The organism is Clostridium senegalense, assembly GCF_018916625.1.
Classification (GTDB): domain Bacteria; phylum Bacillota; class Clostridia; order Clostridiales; family Clostridiaceae; genus Clostridium_J; species Clostridium_J senegalense.
The window spans coordinates 71,350-94,462 of record NZ_JAHLNC010000008.1; the positions used below are offsets into that span (position 1 = coordinate 71,350).

Sequence of the window (23,113 nt, forward strand, 5' to 3'; positions counted from 1 at the left end):
ATTTTGTGGATTTTTATTAAACATATTTTTTATATCTACTATAACCTAACTCATCTATTTTTTCCTTTGGTATAAACTCCAGTGCAGCTGAATTTATACAATATCTAAGCCCACCAAGTTCCTTAGGTCCATCATCAAACACATGTCCTAAATGAGCATTACTTGACGCACTTCTTACTTCAATTCTCATCATTCCATGACTTAAGTCTTCTTTTTCCTTTACATACCCTCTATTTATAGGTTTTGAAAATGCTGGCCATCCACAGGAACATTTAAACTTATCTTTAGATGAAAATAATGGCTTTTTAGATATTATATCTACATATATTCCATCTTCAAAATGATTATCATATTCATTATCGAAAGGAGGTTCTGTTCCATTTTCCTGTGTTACTATATATTGAAGTCTATTTAAAGAGTTTTTTAATTTTTCTTTTTCATTTTTTGATGTTCTCCACACACTTTCTAAAAAATGCTCCCTTCCTGATCCTTTATAATATGCCTTATATCTTAATGGATTTTTTATGTAGTACCCTTGATGATAATCCTCAGCTTTATAAAAAACTTTTGCCGGTTTTATTGCAGTAGCTATAGGTTTATCAAATCTATTGCTTTTTTCGAGATTTTCCTTATATTTAATAGCTATATCTTTTTGCGCTTCATCACTGTAAAATATTACAGTTTTATAGCTTTCTCCTTTATCAAAAAATTGTCCTTCATTATCTGTAGGGTCTATAGATTTAAAAAATGTATCAACTAGTTCTTCATAAGTTATTATATCTTCATCATATGTAATTTCCACTGCTTCATAATGTCCTGTACCACCATTACAAACTTGTTCATAACTAGGATTTTTTAACTCTCCTCCAGTATACCCTACAATCACATCTAATACTCCATCATATTTAAAGAACGGTTTAACCATACACCAAAAACATCCGCCAGCAAAAATAGCCTTTTTTATATTTTTCATACTATCACCTTTATTTTTTATTTTTTATGAATGAAAATTATATTTTTCATTTATAACTTATCTTTTTATAATATTCCCTTTTCTTATAAATTTATTTCTATATAGATTTATGTTTACTTTTGAATCAGTATAGATAAATTTTACAGCTTTTATCATTCTAAACTTTAACTAACTATATTTCTGCTTATTCTTTCCTAGACTTATAACAATAATCTTATTACTTTTACCATTAAATTCAGAATCATAATTTTAAGGATTAAAATAAAAGGATTATTCAAACATAAAATATAAATTCTATGTTTGAATAATCCTTTATTCTATGATGTTTTTATTTAAAATAAACTATATTATCTAAACTTATTTTCACTTTTACTTTTTCCATTTTATTATATGAGTGATCTTTAGAAAAAGTCTTAATTATAGTTTCTTTTACTTTTATATCATAATATGTAAATTCACCAACGTATTTCTTTTTATGTATTATTCCATCTATACCTTCTGTTTTATCACTTTTATGTATTTGTATATTCTCTTTTGGTATCATAACTTCAACATAATCTAAATTTTCTATGTAATTGGTTTTGAAGTTTAAAAATTCGCTTTTAAAAAACCATTTTTTTATATTTCCACCTATATAATTTCTTTCTCCAAATATATTAGCAACTTCTTTAGTTTTAGGATTTTTATATAAATTAATAGGAGTATCAAATTGCATTATAGTACCATTTAACATAACAGCTATTTTATCACTCATCATTAATGCCTCTTCTTTATCATGAGTTACTAGTATAGTCGTTATATTTAAGTCTTTTTGCAAAGTTAATACAAATTCTCTCATTTCATTTCTTAAATTTATATCTAAGCTTGAAAATGGTTCATCTAAAAGTAAAACTTTAGGATTAACTGCTAAAGTTCTTGCTATAGCTACTCTTTGCTTTTGTCCTCCTGATAATTGTGATGGATATTTATTTTCATATCCTTTTAATTTTACCAAATCCAAAAGCCTATTCACTTTTACCTTTCTTTCTGTTTTTTTTACTTTTCTCATTTTAAGACCAAACTCTACATTTTCATAAGCCGTCATATGTGGAAAAAGTGAATAATCTTGAAATACTATAACAGCATCCCTTTTGTCTGCTTTTTTTTCAATTACTGATTTATTATTAAAAATTACATCTCCATCATCTGGTTTTAAAAGGCCTGCTATTACCTTTAAAGTAGTACTTTTACCACAACCTGAAGGACCTAAAAGTGTTATCATCTCTCCATGATTTATATGTAAATTTATATTGTTTAAAACATCTACATTTTGAAATTTTTTATATATATTAATTAGCTCAACACTGGACATTTAAATTATCTACTCCCTATTTATATTTTTATATATACTAATCAAAAAAACTCTTTTCTCTGTTATAGCGATGCTTTACACCCCACTCTATTAAAATTAGTACAATTATGCTTACTATCAAAAATACCATGCTATATAAAGCGGATATTGTTCTATCACCACTTTGAATATATGGAAACATCACTATGGGATAAGTTACAATATTTCCACCACCTATAATAAGTACTAAAAAATATTGACTAAAAGAAATTATAAAAGACATACTTGCTGCTCCTATAATTCCTGGTAATATTAGTGGAAAAGTTACATATTTAAAAGTATTATATCTATCAGCACCTAACATTTTTGCCTGCATTTCAAACTTATCTCCTACTATCTTGTAGACATCTCCTATTATTCTCACAGCATAAGGAATACACGGCAATATATTTATTATAATAACACCTGCCATTGTATTTGCTAAACCTAATTTTATAAAAATTATATGTACCCCCATGACTATAGAAATTAATGGCACTATTATAGGAGATATTATAAGTAGTTCAAAGAATTTTTTACCTTTAAATTCATATAATGTTATTGCCTTCGCTGCTGGTATACTTATAATAATTGTTATAAAAGTAGTCACTATGGATATAGTTACACTTACTAGAAGAACGTGCAAATTTTCCCCTATCAAAAGATATTCAAATCCTCTTAAAGAAATTTTTTTAGGAAACATATACGGAAATGGCCAGGAATTAGTAAATGACCATATGCATAACATTAAAAGTGGTGCTATTAAAATTATAATTGTAAAATCTATAATATTTTTTTTATTCATGTTTTTATTCTCACTTATATTTTATAATTGTAAATTTTTTTGAAAATTTTATTATAAATCATTAATAATAGAAAACTTAATAATGATAATATAACATTTATACACATTGCTATAGGTCTTTTAGTCAAGTCTGAACTTATATAATTTAAATAAGCCTCAACTGCAAGAGTTTTAGGTGTGGATGGTCCTATTAAAAATGGAACCTCAAAAGCCCCAAATGAAAAAGCAAATAGTAAAATAAAAGACGAAAGTATAGCTGGAAGGGATAACGGTAATATCACATGTATAAAACTTTGCAATTTATTTGCACCTAAATTCATAGCAACACTTTCCAATTTATCACTTGTATTTTTTAGGATATTATAGGTTGTAACAGCAGTAAATGGGATTCCCTTCCATAGATAAACTAAAATTATCCCAATACCATTTTTGTCAGATACTAAAGAAAAAAATTGTGATGGATCATTTATTATTCCTATATTATACAATAACCTTGCAATAAATCCTGTCTTTGAAAACAACATAATCATCAACAATACAACTATTATATGAGGAATTATTATAGGAAGGTTAACTAATCCATACCTAAACGTTGAAAATTTATCTTTTGATAAGAAATAAGCAAAAATAACTCCTAATATTGTAGCTAACATTGATGATATTAACGCTATGTTTAGCGTAAAAAAGAATGAACTTATAAATTTAGGATTTGATAACACTTCCTTATAATAAGCAAAACTTATATTGTAAAGACCTATGCCTTCAAAATATCCTAAACTCTGAAAAATACAATTTATTATTCCAACTCCCATTATCCCTAATAATATTAATGACACTGGAATAAGAAGAATATATGGTTTTAGTCTACTTTTCACCTTCTAGAACCTCTTCCATCCATATTTCTTCTATTATTGGTACCAATCCTGCCTTTAATTCAGGTAATGATTTTTCTATATTAATACTTTCACTAAACTTTTTCATATCCTCTTCATTAATTTTATTTTTGTCTAATACTGATACATCTCCCCAATTTTTAATATCATTTTTAGAAGCTTGAGCATCTATACTTGTCAAAAAATTTATAAGCATTATAGCACCAGCTTTATTTTTACTATTTTCAGGTATAGCTAAGAAATGTGTATTGCTTATATTTCCCTTATCAAATTCAATAATTTTTGTATTCTTACTAAATTCTCCTGTCTCTATCATACCTAATAACGCATTTGGCGAATACGTCATAGTAAAATACAGTTCTCCATCAGAATACATATTTTCAAGTTGAGCAGAAGTTGCAGGATAAGTTCTACCATTATTCCACAAGTAAGGTTTTATAGAATTTAAATACTCCATTGCTGGTTTTATAGCCGTTCTTACTATTTCCTTATCTTCTGGAAGATCTTTCACATTATCGTAACCTACAATATCATATATTATATTTCTTACAAATGCACTTCCTGTAAAATCTGGCAACGCTGGATAAGTAAATTTTCCTGGATTTGCTTTTATAATTTTTTCTAGATCTGTTGAATTTGTTATAGTATCAGTTATTTTAGAATCATCAACAGCTATTACAAATTGAGCTTTTCCAAAAGGTGCTTCTAATCCTTCTACACTTGTTCCAAAATCTATTTTTACATCTTCAGAATCTTTATCTATGTATTTTTCATAGTTAGGTAATTTATCCACAAAAGGTCCAAATAATAGACTATTGTCCTTTGCAGATTTAAAGTTTTCTCCATTTAACCAAACTACATCAATATTTCCACTTGCATTACCTGCTTGTTTTTCAGAAATTAATTTATTCATGATATTCTCTATATCCATTCCAACTCTTTTTACTGTAATATTATGTTTTTCCTTCATTTGTGGTATGACATAAGTATCAAACCATTTATTCATCACTTCATTTCCCCCATACCCATAAAAGTTTACAGCACTCTCTTTAGAATGACTTTCTATTTCTTCATAACTCATATTTGATACATCTACATTTTCAATATTCTTAGTTTTATTAGAACATCCAATTAATCCCAAAACAAAAATTATGCATATTGTAAATAAAAATTTCTTCTTCATTAAACTTAGCTCCTTTTATTATTCTCTAATAAAATTATAGCAATAATATATACTTTTTCTACATTTTGTATAAAAAAATCACTATTTATTTATAAATTCTATATGAAACTTATAACTATTTAAAAATAAGATTTAAATTTTATAATTATTATTTTTAATTTGATTTTGTTGATACATATATAAGTGATGATATTGCAGCTATATTTATTATTTGTGTTTCTATTAATACATTAGTTATTGTATTTGTGGCTATGCTTTCTATCAATCCATTCACAACTTTATTTTTCATGGAATCAGTATATGATGACAATGTAAGTGCTACTGACACTACTGCTCTATTATCTTTTCCAAAGACAAAATTTCCAAATCCATTTTTTTCTAGCTCATCATCTACACTTTTTACATCATCTAAAAATTTATCATTATCATTAACAATAGATGTAACTATTCCAACTAACGGTAATAACTGCCCTTTCAAAGGGAAATCATTTTCCTTTAAAAATTTATATAGTTTTACAACCTTTAATGCCTTTTCTTCTACAGTCCCATTAGCAAAACTTAACATGTGTGTAAGTGTTTGAAGTTCGTTACTCTTATTAAATCCATTTTCACTTAAATACTTATAATTTTTTTCAATGCCATTAAATGTTTCATCTAAATTTTCACAAGTCATTGCTATCATTGCAGCTGCACAATAATCTTCTTTTGATGTTAAAAATTTATGATTTTTTCTCATTAACTCATAGGATATTTTTGTTCTTTCTACTGTTTCATATATACCATATTTTTTACCGTGTTTATATATGATGTTAGCCGCCATAACTAAATATTCACTACTACTAAAATATTTCTGTAACTTTTCATATACTCCTTTAATTTCTAAAAAAACTAACTTAGGATTATGTGTTAAAGAAATCGTGGTAGCTAAACTAAGTAAAACGTTATCATTTTTAAAAACTGAAAAAAAAGATGTATTTTTATTTATCACTTTAATTGCCTCATTTGTACTTTTTGCATCTATAACCCTATTTTCTATAGCAAGTGATAGTGCATTACATGCTTTTATTAAGTTGCTATTGTGTCTCTTAGTTTTTCCTAATTCTTCATAATTGCTTATCATTTTTAATATTTTATTTTTTAAACATTGCTCCATATTATCCCCCAATATTTCTACTAATCTATATTTAATAATTCAATTATAAATTTATTATATTGTAACATTTTAACTATTTTTGTCAAATTTACAATTGTTGTCATAATGGAATAAACATAATTTTATATTTGTATATAACTTTCAAACATTTATTGCTTTAAGATTATACTTATATATTTAAAATTAAAAATAAAAGACTATGCTATATCTTATTTTAGATATAGCATAGTCTTTTATTCTTCATATACTTTTATTAAAGTTTCTATTGTTCCTTCACATCTTCCGCCACGACATCCACCAGTTCCAGCACCAGTTTTTTCTTTTACATCTTCAAATGTTTTTGCTCCATTTTTTATAGATTCTATTATTTGTTCTTTTGTGACGCCTCTACAAAGACACACTTTCTCCATAATATTTCTCCTTTTGTATAATAATATTTAACTTTATAATTGTGCAATATATATGTTTTAATTATTATACTTCATATTATACAATGATAATTATTATTTGTAAATAATTATTATTGATATTTTTTTAATGCTTCTAAAGCTGCTATATTTAATAAACTCCATGGCTTATTAAAATGCGGTTGGAAAAAGAAATCTGTCATTGACAACTCTTCTATTGTCATATTATTTTGTATTGCAACAGATAATGTATTCATAAATTGTGTTAAATCTACATCAGATATAATTTGACCACCTAAAATCCTTTTTGTATCCCTATCAAAAACTAATTTTAAAGTAGCTTCCTTAAAAGTTGGCATAAATTCCGGTCTATAATTATCCTTTATAATTACAGACTCTATATTTAATGATGTACTTGTTTTACCAACTTCCTCTGTTAAACCTGTAGATGCTATAGATTTATTATAAATTTTAATTCCTGAAGTACCTTGAGTCCCCATATACTTCAAAGTTGGATTTTTTATATTTTTTGCAACTAAAGTTCCCATTCTTACAGCATTGGTTGCCAATGGAATATATCTTGTATCTTTAGCTGGATTATATCTTACTACGCAACAATCTCCCGCTGCAAAAACATCCTCTTTACTTGTTCTCATATACTCATCAATTATTATTGCCCCATTTTTAAGTGTATCTAATTTACCTTTTATAATATTTGTATTTGGTGCAAATCCTATGCAAAGAATTACTAAATCTGCATTATAACATCCTTTATCTGTTATTACTTTTGATACTTTTTTATCTTCACCTTCAAAACACTTAACTTTTTCACCTAACACTAAATTTATTCCATTCTTTTCAAACTCTGATTCTGCTATATCTGTAAACTCTTTATCTAGATATTTAGACATTATTCTATTCTCAGCATCTATTAATGTTACATTTTTATTTTTCATTTTAAAAGCTTCTGCAAGTTCTACACCAATGTACCCTGCTCCAATTATCACTACGTTCTTAGCATAATTACATTCTTTCTCAATTACTTTTGCATGATTGTAGTTTTTACATAATAATATATTTTCTAAGTCCTTGCCTTCAAAATTAGGTACTATCGGCCAAGATCCTAATGTAAGAATTAATTTATCATAATTATCCTCAAATATTTCCTTTGTATTCAAATTTTTAACTTTAACTATTTTGTTTTCCAAATCTACATCTAAAACCTCATGCTCCATATTAGTTTTAACACCAATAGATTTTAAGTTTTCTGGTGAGTTATAAAATAACTTTTCTGTTTCTGTAACTACTCCTCCTATAGACAATGCTATCCCACAAGATAAAAATGATATATTATTATTTTTTTCATAAACAACCACTTCACTATTTGGATAATCTGCCTTTAAATTAACTATAGCTGCAGTTCCTGCATGAGTACATCCTATAACAATAACTTTCATAAAATCTCCTCCTAAAATACCTTTTAAAAATAATAATTATTAGTTAATAATATTTATTACTTATATTGTATATGATTTTACATTATAAGTAAATAGCTTTTTATATATTTTTTTAATATTTTTTTATATTAATGTTAATAATACTTTTAAAAAGTTAAGGTGATTTTTATGAAAAATATTTTAATAACTGGAGCTGGAACTGGGATAGGTAAATCTGCTGCTATAGCATTATCTCTTCGTGGCCATTTAGTTTATGCCACAACCCATACGGATAATGAGGCTATTATATTAAATAATATTGGTAAGAAATTAAATTTGCCAATAAAAAGTTTTAAACTTGATATAACAAATCCTATAGATAGAAATATAGTAACCAACTTAAATTTAGATGTTTTAATAAATAATGCGGCTATTGGAGACTCTGGTTCTATTGCGGAAATTAATATTAAAAATTTCAAAAAAGTTTTTGAAACTAATGTTTTCTCCACTATTGAACTTACCCAATTAGTTCTTAAACAAATGATAAAAAATAATAGTGGTAAAATAATTTTTATTTCATCCCTTTTGGGTAAGACTATATATCCATTTCTATCTCCATATGCCTCATCTAAATTTGCCCTAGAATGTATAGCCTTATCATTACGTGAAGAACTTAATGAACTAAATAACAACAATATTCAAGTAACGATAATAGAACCAGGTGCTTATAATACAGGATTTAATCAAAAAAATATTTATAAGCAATTTACTTGGATGAAAGACAAATCATACTTCAAAAATAAAATTGATTATTTAAAAAGAAAACATTTTAATTATTTTAGTACAATAGAAGTAAAATCAACTTCATCTATAGTAGATGAATATATTAAAGCTGTAGAAACAAAAAAAGTAAAACGTAGATATATTGCTCCTAAATCACAAGGAGTATATGTTAAAATCAAACAAATTATGGGACTTTAGTTGCTTTTAAAAAGAGGTAGTTAAAAAACATATTGTTTTTAACTACCTCCTAAAAATCTTTTTTTAATATATTCTATTAACACTTTTCTAACTCACTAAGTTCTGCTTTTGTAAGATGCCTCCACTGCCCTATATCTAGTCCATTCATTTTTATATTAATAATTCTTATGCGCTCCAACCTATTTACTGTATACCCACAAGTTTTAGTCATACGTCTTATTTGTTTGTTTATACCTTGAGTTAAAACTATATTAAAAGTATTTTCATTAATTTTTTTTACAATACATGGCCTTGTTCTAACCCCTAATATTTCAACTCCTTTAGCCATATTTTGAAGAAAATTATCATCAAAAGGCCTATCAACAGTTACTATATATTCTTTCTCATGAAAATTTTTAGATTCTAAAATTTTATTAGCAAGTTCGCCATCATTGGTCATTATAATTAACCCTTGTGATTCTTTATCTAATCTTCCTACTGGAAATATGTATTCTTTATAGTCCATAAATTCAATTATATTACTTTTAACATCTTTTGCTGCAGTACATACAACTCCAACAGGTTTATTTAATGCTATATATATTTTTTCTTTTGCTTTTAAAGGTTTTCCATCTAAAAATATTTCATCTTCTAATTCAACCCATTGTCCTTTACTGCAAAATTCACCATTGACAACTATCCTATTTTCTTCAATAAGTCTATTCCCATCCTTTCTAGAACAAATACCAAAATTACTTAACAACTTATTTATTCTCATATATCTTTCCTTTCACTTTACAAGTATTTAGTTTAAATTGAACAAATCTCATATAATAAATTAATTTTACATAATAACAGTCATTATTCTGAATAAATATAAAAAAACGTGTATAATACACGCCTTTTATAATTTTCTAATATGAAACTTACTTTTTATTATCTTTTACTATTTTATTTATAATATCTGCTCTCGATGTTTCTATTACAGTATGTATTTTTGAAGACATTTTATCATCTTTATAAATTCTTTCACCGTTATGTTCAACTAGTATCATCACTTTTTCTTCTAAAGTTTCATATTCCATAAGGTCATCTAAATATAAATCTACTAAATCTTTTAAACATGTTGCTAATTCTTTTGGATTTTTATAAACCTTTCTCATATAATACCCCTCATTTATTTACTTAAAAATTCATTTAAATCATATTCTTCGCTTTTAGCAAATTCTAAGAAAACTTCTTCTTCTACTTCTTTAAACTGTCTAGTATTTACTAAAACTAATTCTTGCATAACCAACTTAACGTCTATCTTACCAACAACTTTAACCATATCAACTTTAGTTAAAGCACTTAATATTCCTTCTGCACTCTTTTCTCTTGAAATAATAGCATTGTTGGATTTTGGAAGAGATGTTTTGTAATCTAATGTAATACCATCATAAAACTCTCCAAATTCATCATATAACTCTAATGCTATATTATTTGTTTCTAAATATCTTTCCATTGTACAAGTTAGATTTAATCCTTGCCATGAAATTTTTTTACTAAATATATTTAAAGTTGACATTTATAAAACCTCTTTCCATGGTAATTTATTTTAGCATTTTAATATGCCTTGTAAAATATATAATAAAATTTTATATTAATGTATTCATTTCATAACATAAAACTCAACATATATTATCTATATTTTACTCCCTTCAAATTGTATTATATTAAGCTTAGATTAAATTATTTATTACACTAGCTTAAAAACTAAATACTTTATTTAATTACAATATTAATTTATTGTACATTTAATATTATATATATTTTTTTTGTATAGTAAAGTAAATTTATAAATTTATTTACATCAAACCCTATAATCTATTCTGTCTTTAAAAATAGTTTTTCTTAATCATATATATTTATTCATAAATATATATTTTTTATAATACAATTTTAATATTTGTATTTCAAATTTATAAGCATTTAATAAAGAATACTCTAAAAATTCAGTATATAAAACTAAAAACTATCTTAAAATAGAATTTGACCTCTATTCCAAGATAGCTAGCTATTTATTAACTAAAATTATGCTCCTTCACTTAAAAAACTATATTGAGCACAATATAAATTATAATAATATCCTTTTGACCTTAACAGCTCTTCATGAGTACCTTGTTCAACTATTTCACCATGTGATAGGACAAATATTTTGTCACAATCTCTTATAGTTGATAGTCTATGAGCTATTACAATAGATGTTCTACCTTCCATAAGCTTCTTTAATCCTTCTTGAACCAATCTTTCTGTTTCTGTATCAATATTTGCAGTTGCCTCATCTAAAATTAATATTCTAGGATCAGCAATTAATGCTCTTGCAAATGCTATAAGCTGTCTCTGTCCTAAAGACAATCTAGAACCTCTCTCATTTACTTCTGTATCATATCCATTCTCTAATTTTTCAATAAAAGAATGAGCATTTACTGCCTTTGCAGCTGCTATAACTTCTTCATCTGTTGCTCCTAGTTTTCCATATTTAATATTCTCCTTTATAGTTGTAGAAAATAAGAATGAATCTTGAAGCATTATTCCCATTTGGCTACGCAAACTTTCTAATTCAACAGTTTTTATATCTATACCATCTATGAAAACTTTACCTAATGTAGGGTCATAAAACCTACTTAAAAGATTAGTTATAGTTGTTTTTCCTGCTCCTGTTTCTCCAACAAGTGCTACTTTTTCTCCTGCTTTTAGCATGAAACTAGTATTTTTCAGTGCATTAATACCATTATTTTCATAAGAAAATGTTACATTTTCAAACTTTATATTACCTTTTATTTTTGGTAATTTTTTTGTAGCTGCATTTACTATCATATCATTAGTAGTATCTAATATATCAAATATTCTTTCTGCCGCTGAAAGATTTGTTATAAATGCGTTATAAAATGACGCTAAATTCATTATAGGTCTCCATAACATCTCTATATACATAATAAATGCCATCAATGTTCCCATAGATAAGCTATCCTTTAAAATTAGCCTATATCCTGAAAATAATACTATAGATACTCCAATGCCTCTACATAAATCAACTATTGGCCAAAAATAATCCTGCACCTTTACAGCAGTTAAAAATCCATTTCCATGGGCATTTAAATTTTCTTGAAATTTTTCTTTAGCATACTTTTCTCTACTGAACCCCTGGATAACTCTCATACCTGAAAATGCCTCATGGGTATATCCAAGCAACGTGGATCTTTTTTCCCTATAATTACTCCAAAGTTTATTGGATTTTATTTCAATAAAAAACATTGCCCCTAAAAGTATAGGTAATACTATAACACATATCATAGCTAAAATTGGATTTAATATAAACATCATTATAACTACCAATGATACTGTAAATATGTTAGGTATTAAATTTACAATACTATTATTTAAAAGATTCTGTAGGGCATTAACATCCCCAACAACTCTTGAAAGTATTTTACCTACTGGTCTATTATCAAAAAATGAAAAGCTTAAAGTTTGAATATGAGTATATAATTCATGTCTTATATCTATTAAAACTTTATTTGTTATTTTACTCATAGATAAAATTCTTATTTTGGAAAGTAACATAGCTAAAATATTTATAGCTACAAGTACTAATCCAATACTAAATAAACCTTTTACATCTTTTACACTAACAAATCTATCTATGGAAACTTTCATTAGATATGGATTTAATGTGTTACAACTCATTACAATAAGTAATAGAAATATAACGCCTAGAGTTTTCCACTTGTATGGTTTTATATAACCACCTAACCTTTTTACAGTTTTCCACTTATGAACCTTATTTTCCATATTAGCTCACCTCCTGTATTAGCTCAAAGTCCTTAAATTGATGACGATAAATATTGTAATAATATCCCTGTTTCTTTAACAAGCTTTCATGATTTCCTATTTCTGCAATTTCTCCATCTTTCATAAATATTATAATATCTGCATCTTTAACTCCTGAAATTCTATGAGCTATTATAAATGTTGTTGGCCTATTCTCCATTTTAGAAAGATTTTTAAGAACATTAAGCTCTGTCTCCATGTCTAGTGCAGATGTTGCATCATCTAAAATTAATATTGAACTTTTTCTTATAATACCTCTTGCAATTGCAAGCCTTTGTTTTTGTCCACCGGATAATCCTACTCCTCTTTCTCCTACTTCAGTATTATATCCCTCTGAAAGTTCTGATATAAATTCATAAGCACAACTATCTTTTGATGCTTTAGTAACTTTTTCTTCACTACAATTTCCACCAAAATCAATATTATTTCTTATTGTATCTGAAAAAAGAAATGTATCTTGAAAAACAACTGACATACTTTCTCTCAACTTTTCTAAGTCCCATTCTTTTACATTCACATCATCTACTTTAACTTCACCTTCAACAACATCATAGTATCTTCCTATTAAAGATATTAATGAACTTTTTCCACAACCGGTTGCACCCATTATTGCAACAGTACTTCCTTTAGGAATATTAAGATTTATATTTTTTAGAATTTCTTCATCTTTATATTTAAAATTTACATTTTTAAACTCAATATTTCCTAAAACAGTTTCAGGTTTATATGGATTTTCTTTCGATTTTATTTCCGGTTGTCTTTCTAATATTTTAAATATTTTATCAAGAGAAGCTTTGTTTTGAGATAGCAAGTTTACAAGCCACCCAAAGTTTCTAACACAAAATGATATATTCAATATATAACTACTAAATGCAAGTATTGTACCAAAGGATATACTTCCATCTATAGTTAACAAGCCTCCAAATATTATTATAGTTATAGGAGCTAAATTAGTTAAGAAATCAACAGCTGGTATAAATTTACTTAACAATGTAGCTTGAGCAATATTTAAATTATAATATTCTTTATTTACATTTAAGAATTTAGAGATTTCATGTTTTTCTCTTGCAAATGCTTTAACAAGTCTTATACCTGATATATCCTGTTGAGCCATTGAATTAATTTGTGCTGTTTGATCACTTATTTTAGAATATATATCACAAAATTTCTTATCAAATACTACACCTAAAAATCCTACTGGTAGTAACACAAAAAGTGATATGACTGTTAAAAATGGACTCAATCTAAACATTATAACTGTAGATATAATAAAAAGTATTATTCCTTCAATTAAAAGCCTCATTCCAAAACCTAAAGTTTCCCATACAGTATCTACATCTTCTGCTATTCTAGACATTAATTCCCCTGTATTTGTATTATCAAAAAATGAGAACTCAAAACATTGTATTTTGTTAAATAAATCATTTCTCATTTCCTTTGCTACATTAAGAGCAAATTTGTCAAAAAGATATTCCTTAATATACCCAATTATAGAACGAGCTAATGTAAGGCATATAAATATAAAAAAGAATTTTCCAATATACTCCCATTTACTATTTAACATGATATCATCTACAAATATTTTTTGGAGATATGGAAAAGTACTATCAATAGTAAGTGCTATAATCATAGTTGCAATTGGTATTATTAATGCTTTCATGTGTTTTAAGATATAATTTTTAAATAATTTCATTAAGATTCACCCCTTTTTCACTGTAACATTTATAAGTTATTTCACTTTGTAATATAAAAATAAAAAGACTTTCTATTAACCACTCTAAGATTAATAGAAAGTCTTTTTTAGCTAAAAATTATTAAAAATATTTTTAATTTAACGCAACTATGTCAATAATACTTTTTTTCTAAAAGTACCTTTAAAAATATTTTATTAACTAAAGACATAAAACCCAGCTATACTTTCACCTAGAGGTAAGAACAATAATTTATTAAATTTTAAATTAATTAAAGCATTTATTATATTTAAATTAGTTTTCATGATCTTACCTCCTTTTTTCAAATTTTCATTATTTTATATTACATTTAAATATTACATTGTTTTTTTTAAATGGTCAATACAATTAAAGCAATTTTCTTAATTTTGAAACATTTTTTACAAAAAATATTTATTTTATAAAAATTACTTAAAATTAAATATACATAATAAAAAGTTTTTGGTTATGCATAAAAAATAATTATAAAAGTCTAACACTAAAAAACAAATGTATTTAAGTTCTATTTGTATGTGTTTGTATAATTGATTTTATATAAAATATAAAAACACATATAATTATTAATAATTGTATTATGCTTATAGCCAGTATAAAAGTATTGTTTAATAGTTTATCTAAAAATACTACTCTACAAAAATCTATAAAGAAAAAGATTGCCATAAATAATAATTTCATATTTTTTTTATTAATATACCACCAGTATAAAAACAAGAAAAATATAATGGCTTTTATTATAATATTCAAATAAATTCCTCCCACTATAATGATCTATTATACTAAACTAGTATTTTTCTATTTTAAATATTTAATTAGTTTATATTTTTTATTTATAATTATTAACTAATATAGGGATGTAATCTATAACAAAAATTTATACATCAAATTTTTGTTATAAGTTGATAATAATAAGTACAAATATAGTTAGTTAAGAATTACTAGGAGTAAAGTGAGTAGTAATAACCATAACTGTTAACTTAAATAATCTGTTAGTTGTTGAAAAAGTATATAAAAATAAAACAGGAACAATTCCTGTTTTATTTTTATATGGCTTTTATAGTTATATCTATAAATATTTCTGTTAAATATGAAACAGAATTTTTAAATCAATTTTAATATTTTATAACGGAACATATGCTTCTAAAATTAATAATACAATGGACAATCCAGCTATTAATCCCATTAATGGTAATACAAACTTCAACCATTTATTATAAGTTACATCTACCATTTCTAATGTAGCCAATATAAGTCCTGTTGGAGTTATAAATGCCATAAGACCTTGACCATAAGCATAGGTACTAACTATAACATCCCTTGATAGTCCAACAGTATCTGCAAGTGGTGCCATTATTGGCATAGCTAAAGTTGCAAGTCCAGATGCTGATGGTATAAAGAATCCTAATACACAGAATATAATCATCATAACTATTATAAATAGTACTGAGTTCATTCCATTTACTAAGTTAGATGAATAAAATAATATACTATCACTTATTAAGCCATTATCCATTATCATGTTAACGCCTCTAGCAACACCTATAATAAGTGCTACACCTATTAAATCTGCAGCTCCAGCTACAAATTTGTCAACAAAGGTTTTTTCTCCCATTCCAGATACTACACCTATTAGTATTCCTATAAATAGGAATAGTGCTGTCATTTCTTCAAACCACCAACCTTTGGTTGCTACTCCCCAAATCATAATAATGAATCCTAATAATAATAAAATTAACATTAATTTCCTTTTAAAATTGAAATTAGGTATATTTTCAGGATTATATCCACTTAAGAATTTTTCTTCTATATGCTTTTTATCTTCATATACAACTGATGCTTTAGCATTCTTTTGAACTTTTTTAGCATAGTAAACTATATATATAATACATACTATCATAGATAGTACAAGACCTATAATTCTCCAAGTAAGTCCCTCTGTGAAATTTATTCCTGCAGCATTTGATCCTATAACAACACAAAATGGATTTACTGTTGAAAACATCGTTCCCAATGACGAACCTAAATATATTGCTGCTATACATACAATTGCATCATATCCTGCAACCAGAAAAATTGGCATAAGTATAGGATAAAAGGCTATGGTTTCTTCTGCAAGACCAAAAGTTGTTCCACCTAAAGATACCGCAGCAGAAACTATTATTATAAGTAATACTTCTCTACCCTTTGTTGCTTTTGAAAGACTAGCTATACCTGCATCAAAGGCTCCAGAATGATTTATTACTCCAATAATACCACCTAAAATAAATACAAACATTATTATACCTATAGTATCATAAACTCCCACTATAGGAGCAGAAATTATATCATATAATCCCTGTGGATTACTTTCAACCACTTCATAAGTATCAGGTATTGCTATAGGTTTACTTATACTTCCATCCTTAAATTTTTGTATATCTACTTTAATATTAAGTTTATCTAAAGATTCCTGAGTTGCTTCTAAATTTTCTATGTCTCCCTTTGGCTTAGTTACTACTAATGCTTCACTTTCGCTATCATACTTAAGCTTTGCATAATTTCCAGCTGGAACTATGTATGTAAGTATTGCTGCTAAAATAAGCACTATAAATAAAACAGTAAAAGCCGTAGGGAAAGACTTTTTCTTCTTTTCCTTTGACATTTCAATCCCCCAATTCTTGTAATCTTTTACATATCCTATTATAGTACTATAGAGTTATTTTTTTCAATAGTTTTTATATTTAGAAAACTAAGTTTGATCCTAGATTTTTTCCTTATTTATAGTTATTTAAAGGTATTTTTTAAATAACTATAAAATATCCATTTTAATCCTTTTTATTGCTTTTTTTACTATTATTCTACAAAATAATATGTATTCTAAATGCTTTGTTTTTATTTTACCACTAAATTATTAAAATCATGTTACTAATGTATATATATTGCATTAACTATAAAAAATGAAAGTAGGAGATAAGCGTAATCCCCTACTTTCATTTTTTATTATATTAATACTTGAAGTATTAACATTACTATTCCGATTCCACCTATCATACCCATTAATGGTAATACAAATTTTAGCCATTTGTTATAAGTTACATCTACCATTTCTAATGACGCAAGTATAAGCCCTGTTGGAGTTATAAATGACATTAGACCTTGACCATACATATATGCACTAACAATACCATCTCTTGATATTCCAACTGAATCTGCAAGTGGTGCCATAATTGGCATTGCAAGTGTTGCAAGTCCTGATGATGATGGTATAAAAAATCCTAACACACAGAATATTACTACCATAACAAGTATAAATAATATTGAATTCATACCAGTTACTAAATTAGATGATCCGTAAAGTATAGTATCACTTATCAAGCCATTTTCCATTATTATGTTAACGCCTCTAGCAACACCTATAATAAGCGCAACACCTATTAAATCTCCTGCTCCTGTTATAAATTTCTCAACAAACATTTTTTCTCCCATACCAGAGATAACTCCGATAACTATTCCTACTATTAAGAATAGTGCTGTCATATCTTGGAATCCCCAACCTTGAGTTGAAACTCCCCAAACCATAACTACGAAAGCAAGTGCAAATATTATTAACATAAGTTTTCTTCTTATATTGAAATTTGGAAGATTATCAGCATCATATCCACTTAAGAATTTTTTATCTATATGTTCTTTATCTTCAAATATGTAAGAATTTTTTGCATCCTTTTGTACTTTTTTTGCATAACGAATTATGTATATCAATGCTAATCCTATCGCTAATACAAGCCCTATTCCTCTGAACATAATACCATCTGTAAAGTTTACTCCAGCAGCATTTGAACCTGTAACAACTGAAAATGGATTAGTTGTTGCAAACATTGTTCCTATTGTTGAGCCTAAGTATATTGCAGCTATACATACTAATGCATCATAGCCTGACACTAAATATATTGGCATAAGTATAGGATAGAATGCTATAGTTTCTTCTGCCAATCCAAAACTTGTTCCTCCTGCTGCCACTAATACAGTAACTATAACTATAAGTAGCATTTCTCTTCCTTTTGTAGCTCTTGATAAACTAGCAATACCTGCATCAAAAGCTCCAGAATGATTTATTACTCCTATAATCCCACCTAAAATAAATACAAACATTATAATATCTATTGAATCATAAACACCTTGTATCGGTGCTGATAAAATTTTTACTAAACCTTGTGGATTACTTGGAAGTTCCTCATATGTATCTGGAATTGCTATTGGCTTGCTAATGCTTCCTTCTGTGAACTTCTCAACATTAACTTTAACGCCTAAGCTTTCCAAAGTTTCTTGTGTTGCTGGCAACTCTTTAGTGTCACCCTTTGGCATTGTTATAACAAACTTATCTGCTTCTGTATTGTATTTAAGTTTAGCATAGCTTCCTGCAGGAACTAAGTAAGTTAATAACGCTACAAGTATTAATACTATAAATAATACTGTAAAGGCCGTTGGGAATGATTTTTTCTTTTTTTTGTTACTCATCATTTTTCCTCCTTGTTGTTAAATTTTTGTTAAAATTGTTACAATTTAATTATATATTTCTCTTTGTCTTTTTTCAAGTATTTTCGACATACTTTTATAATTTTTCTGTCAATTTTGTATTTTCTTTTAAATTGAACAAATCATATATATAATAAAATACTTTTTTTAGCTATAGTATACTATTTTTAGTAACTGCTTATTATTTATTTCATTACTATATATACATATTTCATTTTTCTATTCATTTCTTATTAACCATTTGTTAATATTTTTAGTAGTTAATTCTTTGATATTATATATTTTTTAGCACAATCCACTATTAGAATTAAAAACTTACCTCTTAAAAACATTTATTAATTTAAAAATGCTTTAAGATGATACAACATCTTAAAGCATTTTTTATTCTAATGTTATTCTATATATTTTTATTTTCTTTTATAGTTTTTCTATTTATAATACTATTTAAAATTACTCCTAATATAGCTGCTAAGCTCAGTCCTGAAATCTTTACTGTTTCTGTAACCGGAATTCCTAAAACTATGCCAAAATTTCTTTCTACTATACCAGTTCCTAAACCTACTATTAATATAGTTGCCATAACTGCTATGTTATTGAAATTAAATTTCACTCCATCATTTTTTATGCTTTTCACTCCTACCATAGAAATCATAGAGAATAATATTAAACTTATTCCTCCCATAACACAAGATGGTATTGATTGTAAAAACCCTCCTACTTTAGCTACAACTCCGAGTAATATGGCTATTACAGCTGTTAACCTTAATATAGATGGATCATAATTCTTTGTTAGAGCTAGAACACCTGTATTTTCTCCATAAGTAGTATTAGCTGGTCCACCTATTAATGCAGAAAACATTGTTGCAAGACCATCTCCAAGTAATGTTTTATTTAATCCTGGATCTTCTATGAAGTTTTTTCCTACAACTTGCCCATTAGTTGTTATATCTCCTACATGTTCCATTAATACAGCTAGTATTACTGGCGCTATAACCACTACTGATGCTAAATCAAACTTAGGCAAATTAAAAGCTGGCATTGCCACTAATGGTGCATTTGATATTATAGATGTATCAACAATTTGTAATGCCAATGATATACTATACCCTATTACAACTGCTATTAATATTGATAATTGTTTTAAAAAACCTTTACCAAAGTTTTTAATTACTATGGCTGTTGTAAGTGTTATTGCCGCTATTAATAAATTTTCTGATGCCATGTTAAATGCTGTAGGTATTAAGTTTAAACCTATTACTATAATCATAGGCCCTACAACCTGTGCTGGTAAATATCTTTTTATATTTTTTACACCTACTTTTTTTACGGCAAAGGATAACAATACATACAAAAATCCTGCTACCATAATCCCACCTTGAGCATAACTTAAGTCACCACCATGCATTTCACTAACTGATATTATTACAGATATGAATGCAAAAGATGACCCTAAAAATACTGGAACTTTTCCTTTAGTGCAAAAATGAAATATTAAAGTTCCACCTCCAGCTGCTATAAGTGCTATTGATGGATTAAAACCTGTTAATATTGGAACTAACACTGTAGCTCCAAACATTGCTATTAGGTGTTGACTTGCTAAAACTATTCTTTTTAATTTAGCTAGTAAACAACCTCCTTCATTTGACTTGGATATAGATATCGCTTTTTCTGTCATAAAAAAACCTCCTGAAAATTTTTTCAAGGAGAAATTAACTTTCTCCTTTTCAGCCTCTCTGGACTGATTTAAAGGCAACATTGTCTTTAATTTAATAATCTTTATTATAAGTTTTTTATTATAAAATATTCTATAATAAAAAAACTTCTTGCATGGCTGCAAGAAGTTATAATATTCCTAGTTATAATAGTAATATTTCAACTTAACTTATTAAATCTTGCAGCCTCTCTGGACTATTTTAAAGATTATTTTTTATTAAGTATATCACTTTCTTTTAGGTTTTACAAGTATTAAATTATTGAATTTTATAGCTTTAGTGGTTATTTTTATAATATCATTATAAACTTTTTTACTATCCACCTGGACAATTTCGCCATTTGTGACCCGCTCAACAATTTTATCTAACTTTTCTGGTGGATCTATTTTTCTATTAAGATCATTATGCCAAACAACAATATGTCGACACTCTTCTAATGTTAATACTTTTCTCTCTTTATCTTCAAATCTCTTTAAAGTTATTACCATAACATATAAAGACACTATAAGTATTATAAGAGAAACATTTTCTATAATTGTACCCATTATATTACTCTCCTTGTTGTTATTTTCTATTTGCTTAATTAATTGTTTAAATTTAATTTTATATTTAAATAAACTTAACTTGTATAAATTTTTGAGTTAAAATAATATTATCTAAAAGTTCTAAGATATCAACACTTATTGGAATCATCATATAGTATGTGCAACTTTCAATTTTTTTATTACTTTCTTCTTTTACACTGCACTCCATTCCACATATTTTTATATTTTCTTCTTTTAAAATTTCATAGAAAACTTTTGTAGCTTCATATTTATCTTCATATTCTAAATATATTTTCATTTTTTTACCGTCTGCATACTTATTCTCTGCTTTTTTAAAAAACACCAAAACAAAATACACTGCTATAGTTGAAACTATTGACAAAACGTAAAAGCCCATTCCAACACCAAGTCCTATACATGCAACTGCCCATATAGATGCTGCTGTTGTAAGACCTTTCACTAACCCTTTTTCATGTATTATTGTTCCTGCACCTAAAAATCCAACTCCTGTTATCACTTGTGCTCCAAGCCTACATAAATCCACTTTTAAAACTTGAGAAAGTTCTGGATTAGTACTTATTAAGTTAATTGCATATTCCATTGTACAAAGTTGTACCATAGATGTAACTGTAGCACCTACACAAACCAACATATGAGTTCTAAGCCCTGCTGGTCTACGATTATTCTCTCTATCCTGTCCAATAACCCCTCCAATAACAAAAGCTAATAATAATCTAATAACTATATCTGTCCACTCCATAGCTACACCCCCAAAATTTATGTACTATATAATTAACCTTTAACACAAATGATTATATTTTTGTTTGTTAAATTTTTAACTTTTCAAATTTTATTAAGCCCTTATTAAAGTATACTGCGAATATTTACTTATATTAATATAGTATGCAATTATCTATTGTTTTGTGATTATTTTTCACTTCAACTTTTTTATTTCAAAACTAAAAATGGTACCTATTTGGCACCATTTTTAATTTATTTATAATTAATATATTTTAAAAACTAACTACAACTTGAACAAGATGAGCATCCGCCACCTTCTGGTTTAGTTTCAGGCTCTATAGAAAATCCACCCATTCCATTTTCTTCACCGGATAATATTGTTAATTCACCAAATTGTGCAGTGACATCTTTATCTACTAAGAATGTCAAATCTTGCATTTTTTCAGTGTTATCTGATTCTTTTTGTTCATCCAGAACAAGACTAAATGCTGGACCTCCTCAGCCCATACCTGCAAAATGTATTCTTATTACATCAGCTGTAACTTCATTATCATTTAAGAATTGTTTAAATTCTTTAAATGCATTTTCACTTATTTTAACAATACTCATTTTTATCCCTCTTTCTTCCTTTTTTTTAAATAATAAGACAAAGTTATTGATAATAATTATTATTTAGTCGCAAATCAATAATAATACATATTTAAACTCATTGCAATATATTTTTATTATATTCAAAAATATAATTACTACTCTAACTATATTTTTCTATATTTTTTAAAATAAAAAAACTGAAGAATAATTCTTAACTCTTCAGCTGAAAACTT

The 23,113-nt window shown here is 26.5% G+C and carries 21 protein-coding genes; 1 reads left to right on the forward strand and 20 read right to left on the reverse strand.

Annotation, left to right across the window (positions count from 1 at the left end; translation table 11 throughout):
* Positions 1-16: 16 nt before the first annotated feature.
* From msrB to KQI36_RS13470, 8 genes are all read right to left on the reverse strand, one after another.
* Entirely contained in the window at positions 17-973 is a 957-nt protein-coding gene (gene msrB / locus KQI36_RS13435) for a peptide-methionine (R)-S-oxide reductase MsrB (RefSeq protein ID WP_216451303.1), read from the reverse strand.
* A 328-nt stretch (positions 974-1,301) separates the two neighbouring features.
* Positions 1,302-2,324: an ABC transporter ATP-binding protein gene (locus KQI36_RS13440; protein WP_216451304.1), complete on the reverse strand. Its 1,023-nt coding sequence runs from the start codon at positions 2,322-2,324 to the stop codon at positions 1,302-1,304.
* A gap of 37 nt (positions 2,325-2,361) precedes the next feature.
* A complete protein-coding gene (locus KQI36_RS13445; protein WP_216451305.1) occupies positions 2,362-3,147 on the reverse strand; it encodes an ABC transporter permease in 786 nt (261 codons plus the stop codon).
* A gap of 14 nt (positions 3,148-3,161) precedes the next feature.
* Positions 3,162-4,022 carry an ABC transporter permease gene (locus tag KQI36_RS13450; RefSeq protein ID WP_216451306.1) on the reverse strand — a complete coding sequence of 287 codons (861 nt, stop codon included), beginning with the start codon at positions 4,020-4,022 and terminating at the stop codon, positions 3,162-3,164.
* The gene (locus KQI36_RS13455) at positions 4,012-5,223 is read right to left on the reverse strand and encodes an ABC transporter substrate-binding protein (RefSeq protein WP_216451307.1); all 1,212 of its coding nucleotides are present in this window, start codon (positions 5,221-5,223) and stop codon (positions 4,012-4,014) included. The genes KQI36_RS13450 and KQI36_RS13455 overlap by 11 nt, the downstream gene beginning before the upstream one ends.
* Before the next feature lie 154 nt (positions 5,224-5,377).
* Positions 5,378-6,376 carry a DUF4003 family protein gene (locus KQI36_RS13460; RefSeq protein WP_216451308.1) on the reverse strand — a complete coding sequence of 333 codons (999 nt, stop codon included), beginning with the start codon at positions 6,374-6,376 and terminating at the stop codon, positions 5,378-5,380.
* Between the two features lie 233 nt (positions 6,377-6,609).
* Positions 6,610-6,786 (reverse strand): (2Fe-2S)-binding protein, encoded by a 177-nt coding sequence (locus KQI36_RS13465; protein WP_061996636.1) that lies wholly within the window; start codon positions 6,784-6,786, stop codon positions 6,610-6,612.
* Between the two features lie 110 nt (positions 6,787-6,896).
* Complete coding sequence (locus tag KQI36_RS13470) at positions 6,897-8,240, reverse strand: FAD-dependent oxidoreductase (protein WP_216451309.1); 1,344 nt, start codon at positions 8,238-8,240, stop codon at positions 6,897-6,899.
* 168 nt (positions 8,241-8,408) lie between these two features.
* On the opposite strand from KQI36_RS13470, the gene KQI36_RS13475 reads away from it, so the two are divergent.
* Positions 8,409-9,200 carry an SDR family NAD(P)-dependent oxidoreductase gene (locus KQI36_RS13475; protein ID WP_010296309.1) on the forward strand — a complete coding sequence of 264 codons (792 nt, stop codon included), beginning with the start codon at positions 8,409-8,411 and terminating at the stop codon, positions 9,198-9,200.
* Positions 9,201-9,276: 76 nt separating this feature from the next.
* On the opposite strand, the gene KQI36_RS13480 is transcribed toward KQI36_RS13475, so the two are convergent.
* The 12 genes from KQI36_RS13480 to KQI36_RS17995 all read right to left on the reverse strand — a co-directional run bounded on the left by KQI36_RS13480 (position 9,277) and on the right by KQI36_RS17995 (position 22,898).
* Positions 9,277-9,957 carry a pseudouridine synthase gene (locus KQI36_RS13480; protein ID WP_010296310.1) on the reverse strand — a complete coding sequence of 227 codons (681 nt, stop codon included), beginning with the start codon at positions 9,955-9,957 and terminating at the stop codon, positions 9,277-9,279.
* A 148-nt stretch (positions 9,958-10,105) separates the two neighbouring features.
* Positions 10,106-10,342, reverse strand: a complete 237-nt coding sequence (locus KQI36_RS13485; RefSeq protein WP_216451310.1) for a TIGR04540 family protein — start codon at positions 10,340-10,342, stop codon at positions 10,106-10,108.
* Positions 10,343-10,356: 14 nt separating this feature from the next.
* Complete coding sequence (locus KQI36_RS13490) at positions 10,357-10,746, reverse strand: hypothetical protein (RefSeq protein WP_216451311.1); 390 nt, start codon at positions 10,744-10,746, stop codon at positions 10,357-10,359.
* Between the two features lie 506 nt (positions 10,747-11,252).
* Entirely contained in the window at positions 11,253-13,013 is a 1,761-nt protein-coding gene (locus tag KQI36_RS13495) for an ABC transporter ATP-binding protein (protein WP_216451312.1), read from the reverse strand.
* A 1-nt stretch (position 13,014) separates the two neighbouring features.
* Positions 13,015-14,745, reverse strand: a complete 1,731-nt coding sequence (locus KQI36_RS13500; RefSeq protein WP_216451313.1) for an ABC transporter ATP-binding protein — start codon at positions 14,743-14,745, stop codon at positions 13,015-13,017.
* A 1,154-nt stretch (positions 14,746-15,899) separates the two neighbouring features.
* A complete protein-coding gene (locus tag KQI36_RS13505; RefSeq protein WP_216451314.1) occupies positions 15,900-17,420 on the reverse strand; it encodes a YfcC family protein in 1,521 nt (506 codons plus the stop codon).
* Between the two features lie 338 nt (positions 17,421-17,758).
* Positions 17,759-19,273, reverse strand: a complete 1,515-nt coding sequence (locus KQI36_RS13510; RefSeq protein WP_216451315.1) for a YfcC family protein — start codon at positions 19,271-19,273, stop codon at positions 17,759-17,761.
* Between the two features lie 415 nt (positions 19,274-19,688).
* Complete coding sequence (locus tag KQI36_RS13515; RefSeq protein ID WP_010296327.1) at positions 19,689-20,966, reverse strand: uracil-xanthine permease family protein; 1,278 nt, start codon at positions 20,964-20,966, stop codon at positions 19,689-19,691.
* Positions 20,967-21,230: 264 nt separating this feature from the next.
* Positions 21,231-21,548 (reverse strand): hypothetical protein, encoded by a 318-nt coding sequence (locus tag KQI36_RS13520; protein ID WP_010296330.1) that lies wholly within the window; start codon positions 21,546-21,548, stop codon positions 21,231-21,233.
* A 64-nt stretch (positions 21,549-21,612) separates the two neighbouring features.
* On the reverse strand, positions 21,613-22,308 hold the full coding sequence (locus KQI36_RS13525) for an MgtC/SapB family protein (protein WP_216451316.1): 696 nt from the start codon (positions 22,306-22,308) through the stop codon (positions 21,613-21,615).
* A 260-nt stretch (positions 22,309-22,568) separates the two neighbouring features.
* Entirely contained in the window at positions 22,569-22,727 is a 159-nt protein-coding gene (locus KQI36_RS17750; RefSeq protein WP_010296335.1) for an iron-sulfur cluster assembly accessory protein, read from the reverse strand.
* 60 nt (positions 22,728-22,787) lie between these two features.
* A complete protein-coding gene (locus KQI36_RS17995) occupies positions 22,788-22,898 on the reverse strand; it encodes an iron-sulfur cluster assembly accessory protein (protein WP_460280396.1) in 111 nt (36 codons plus the stop codon).
* Between the last annotated feature and the right edge of the window lie 215 nt (positions 22,899-23,113).

Excerpts from the sequence above, each read along its gene's own strand:
- KQI36_RS13465 (WP_061996636.1), bottom strand. The coding sequence starts at position 6,786 with ATGGAGAAAGTGTGTCTTTGTAGAGGCGTCACAAAAGAACAAATAATA.
- KQI36_RS17995 (WP_460280396.1), bottom strand. The coding sequence starts at position 22,898 with ATGAGTATTGTTAAAATAAGTGAAAATGCATTTAAAGAATTTAAACAA.
- KQI36_RS13455 (WP_216451307.1), bottom strand. The coding sequence starts at position 5,223 with ATGAAGAAGAAATTTTTATTTACAATATGCATAATTTTTGTTTTGGGA.
- KQI36_RS13470 (WP_216451309.1), bottom strand. The coding sequence starts at position 8,240 with ATGAAAGTTATTGTTATAGGATGTACTCATGCAGGAACTGCAGCTATA.
- KQI36_RS13510 (WP_216451315.1), bottom strand. The coding sequence starts at position 19,273 with ATGAGTAACAAAAAAAAGAAAAAATCATTCCCAACGGCCTTTACAGTA.
- KQI36_RS13505 (WP_216451314.1), bottom strand. The coding sequence starts at position 17,420 with ATGTCAAAGGAAAAGAAGAAAAAGTCTTTCCCTACGGCTTTTACTGTT.
- KQI36_RS13520 (WP_010296330.1), bottom strand. The coding sequence starts at position 21,548 with ATGGGTACAATTATAGAAAATGTTTCTCTTATAATACTTATAGTGTCT.
- KQI36_RS13490 (WP_216451311.1), bottom strand. The coding sequence starts at position 10,746 with ATGTCAACTTTAAATATATTTAGTAAAAAAATTTCATGGCAAGGATTA.
- KQI36_RS13515 (WP_010296327.1), bottom strand. The coding sequence starts at position 20,966 with ATGACAGAAAAAGCGATATCTATATCCAAGTCAAATGAAGGAGGTTGT.
- KQI36_RS13480 (WP_010296310.1), bottom strand. The coding sequence starts at position 9,957 with ATGAGAATAAATAAGTTGTTAAGTAATTTTGGTATTTGTTCTAGAAAG.
- KQI36_RS13445 (WP_216451305.1), bottom strand. The coding sequence starts at position 3,147 with ATGAATAAAAAAAATATTATAGATTTTACAATTATAATTTTAATAGCA.
- KQI36_RS13525 (WP_216451316.1), bottom strand. The coding sequence starts at position 22,308 with ATGGAGTGGACAGATATAGTTATTAGATTATTATTAGCTTTTGTTATT.
- KQI36_RS17750 (WP_010296335.1), bottom strand. The coding sequence starts at position 22,727 with ATGCAAGATTTGACATTCTTAGTAGATAAAGATGTCACTGCACAATTT.
- KQI36_RS13440 (WP_216451304.1), bottom strand. The coding sequence starts at position 2,324 with ATGTCCAGTGTTGAGCTAATTAATATATATAAAAAATTTCAAAATGTA.
- KQI36_RS13475 (WP_010296309.1), top strand. The coding sequence starts at position 8,409 with ATGAAAAATATTTTAATAACTGGAGCTGGAACTGGGATAGGTAAATCT.
- KQI36_RS13495 (WP_216451312.1), bottom strand. The coding sequence starts at position 13,013 with ATGGAAAATAAGGTTCATAAGTGGAAAACTGTAAAAAGGTTAGGTGGT.
- KQI36_RS13485 (WP_216451310.1), bottom strand. The coding sequence starts at position 10,342 with ATGAGAAAGGTTTATAAAAATCCAAAAGAATTAGCAACATGTTTAAAA.
- msrB (WP_216451303.1), bottom strand. The coding sequence starts at position 973 with ATGAAAAATATAAAAAAGGCTATTTTTGCTGGCGGATGTTTTTGGTGT.
- KQI36_RS13500 (WP_216451313.1), bottom strand. The coding sequence starts at position 14,745 with ATGAAATTATTTAAAAATTATATCTTAAAACACATGAAAGCATTAATA.
- KQI36_RS13460 (WP_216451308.1), bottom strand. The coding sequence starts at position 6,376 with ATGGAGCAATGTTTAAAAAATAAAATATTAAAAATGATAAGCAATTAT.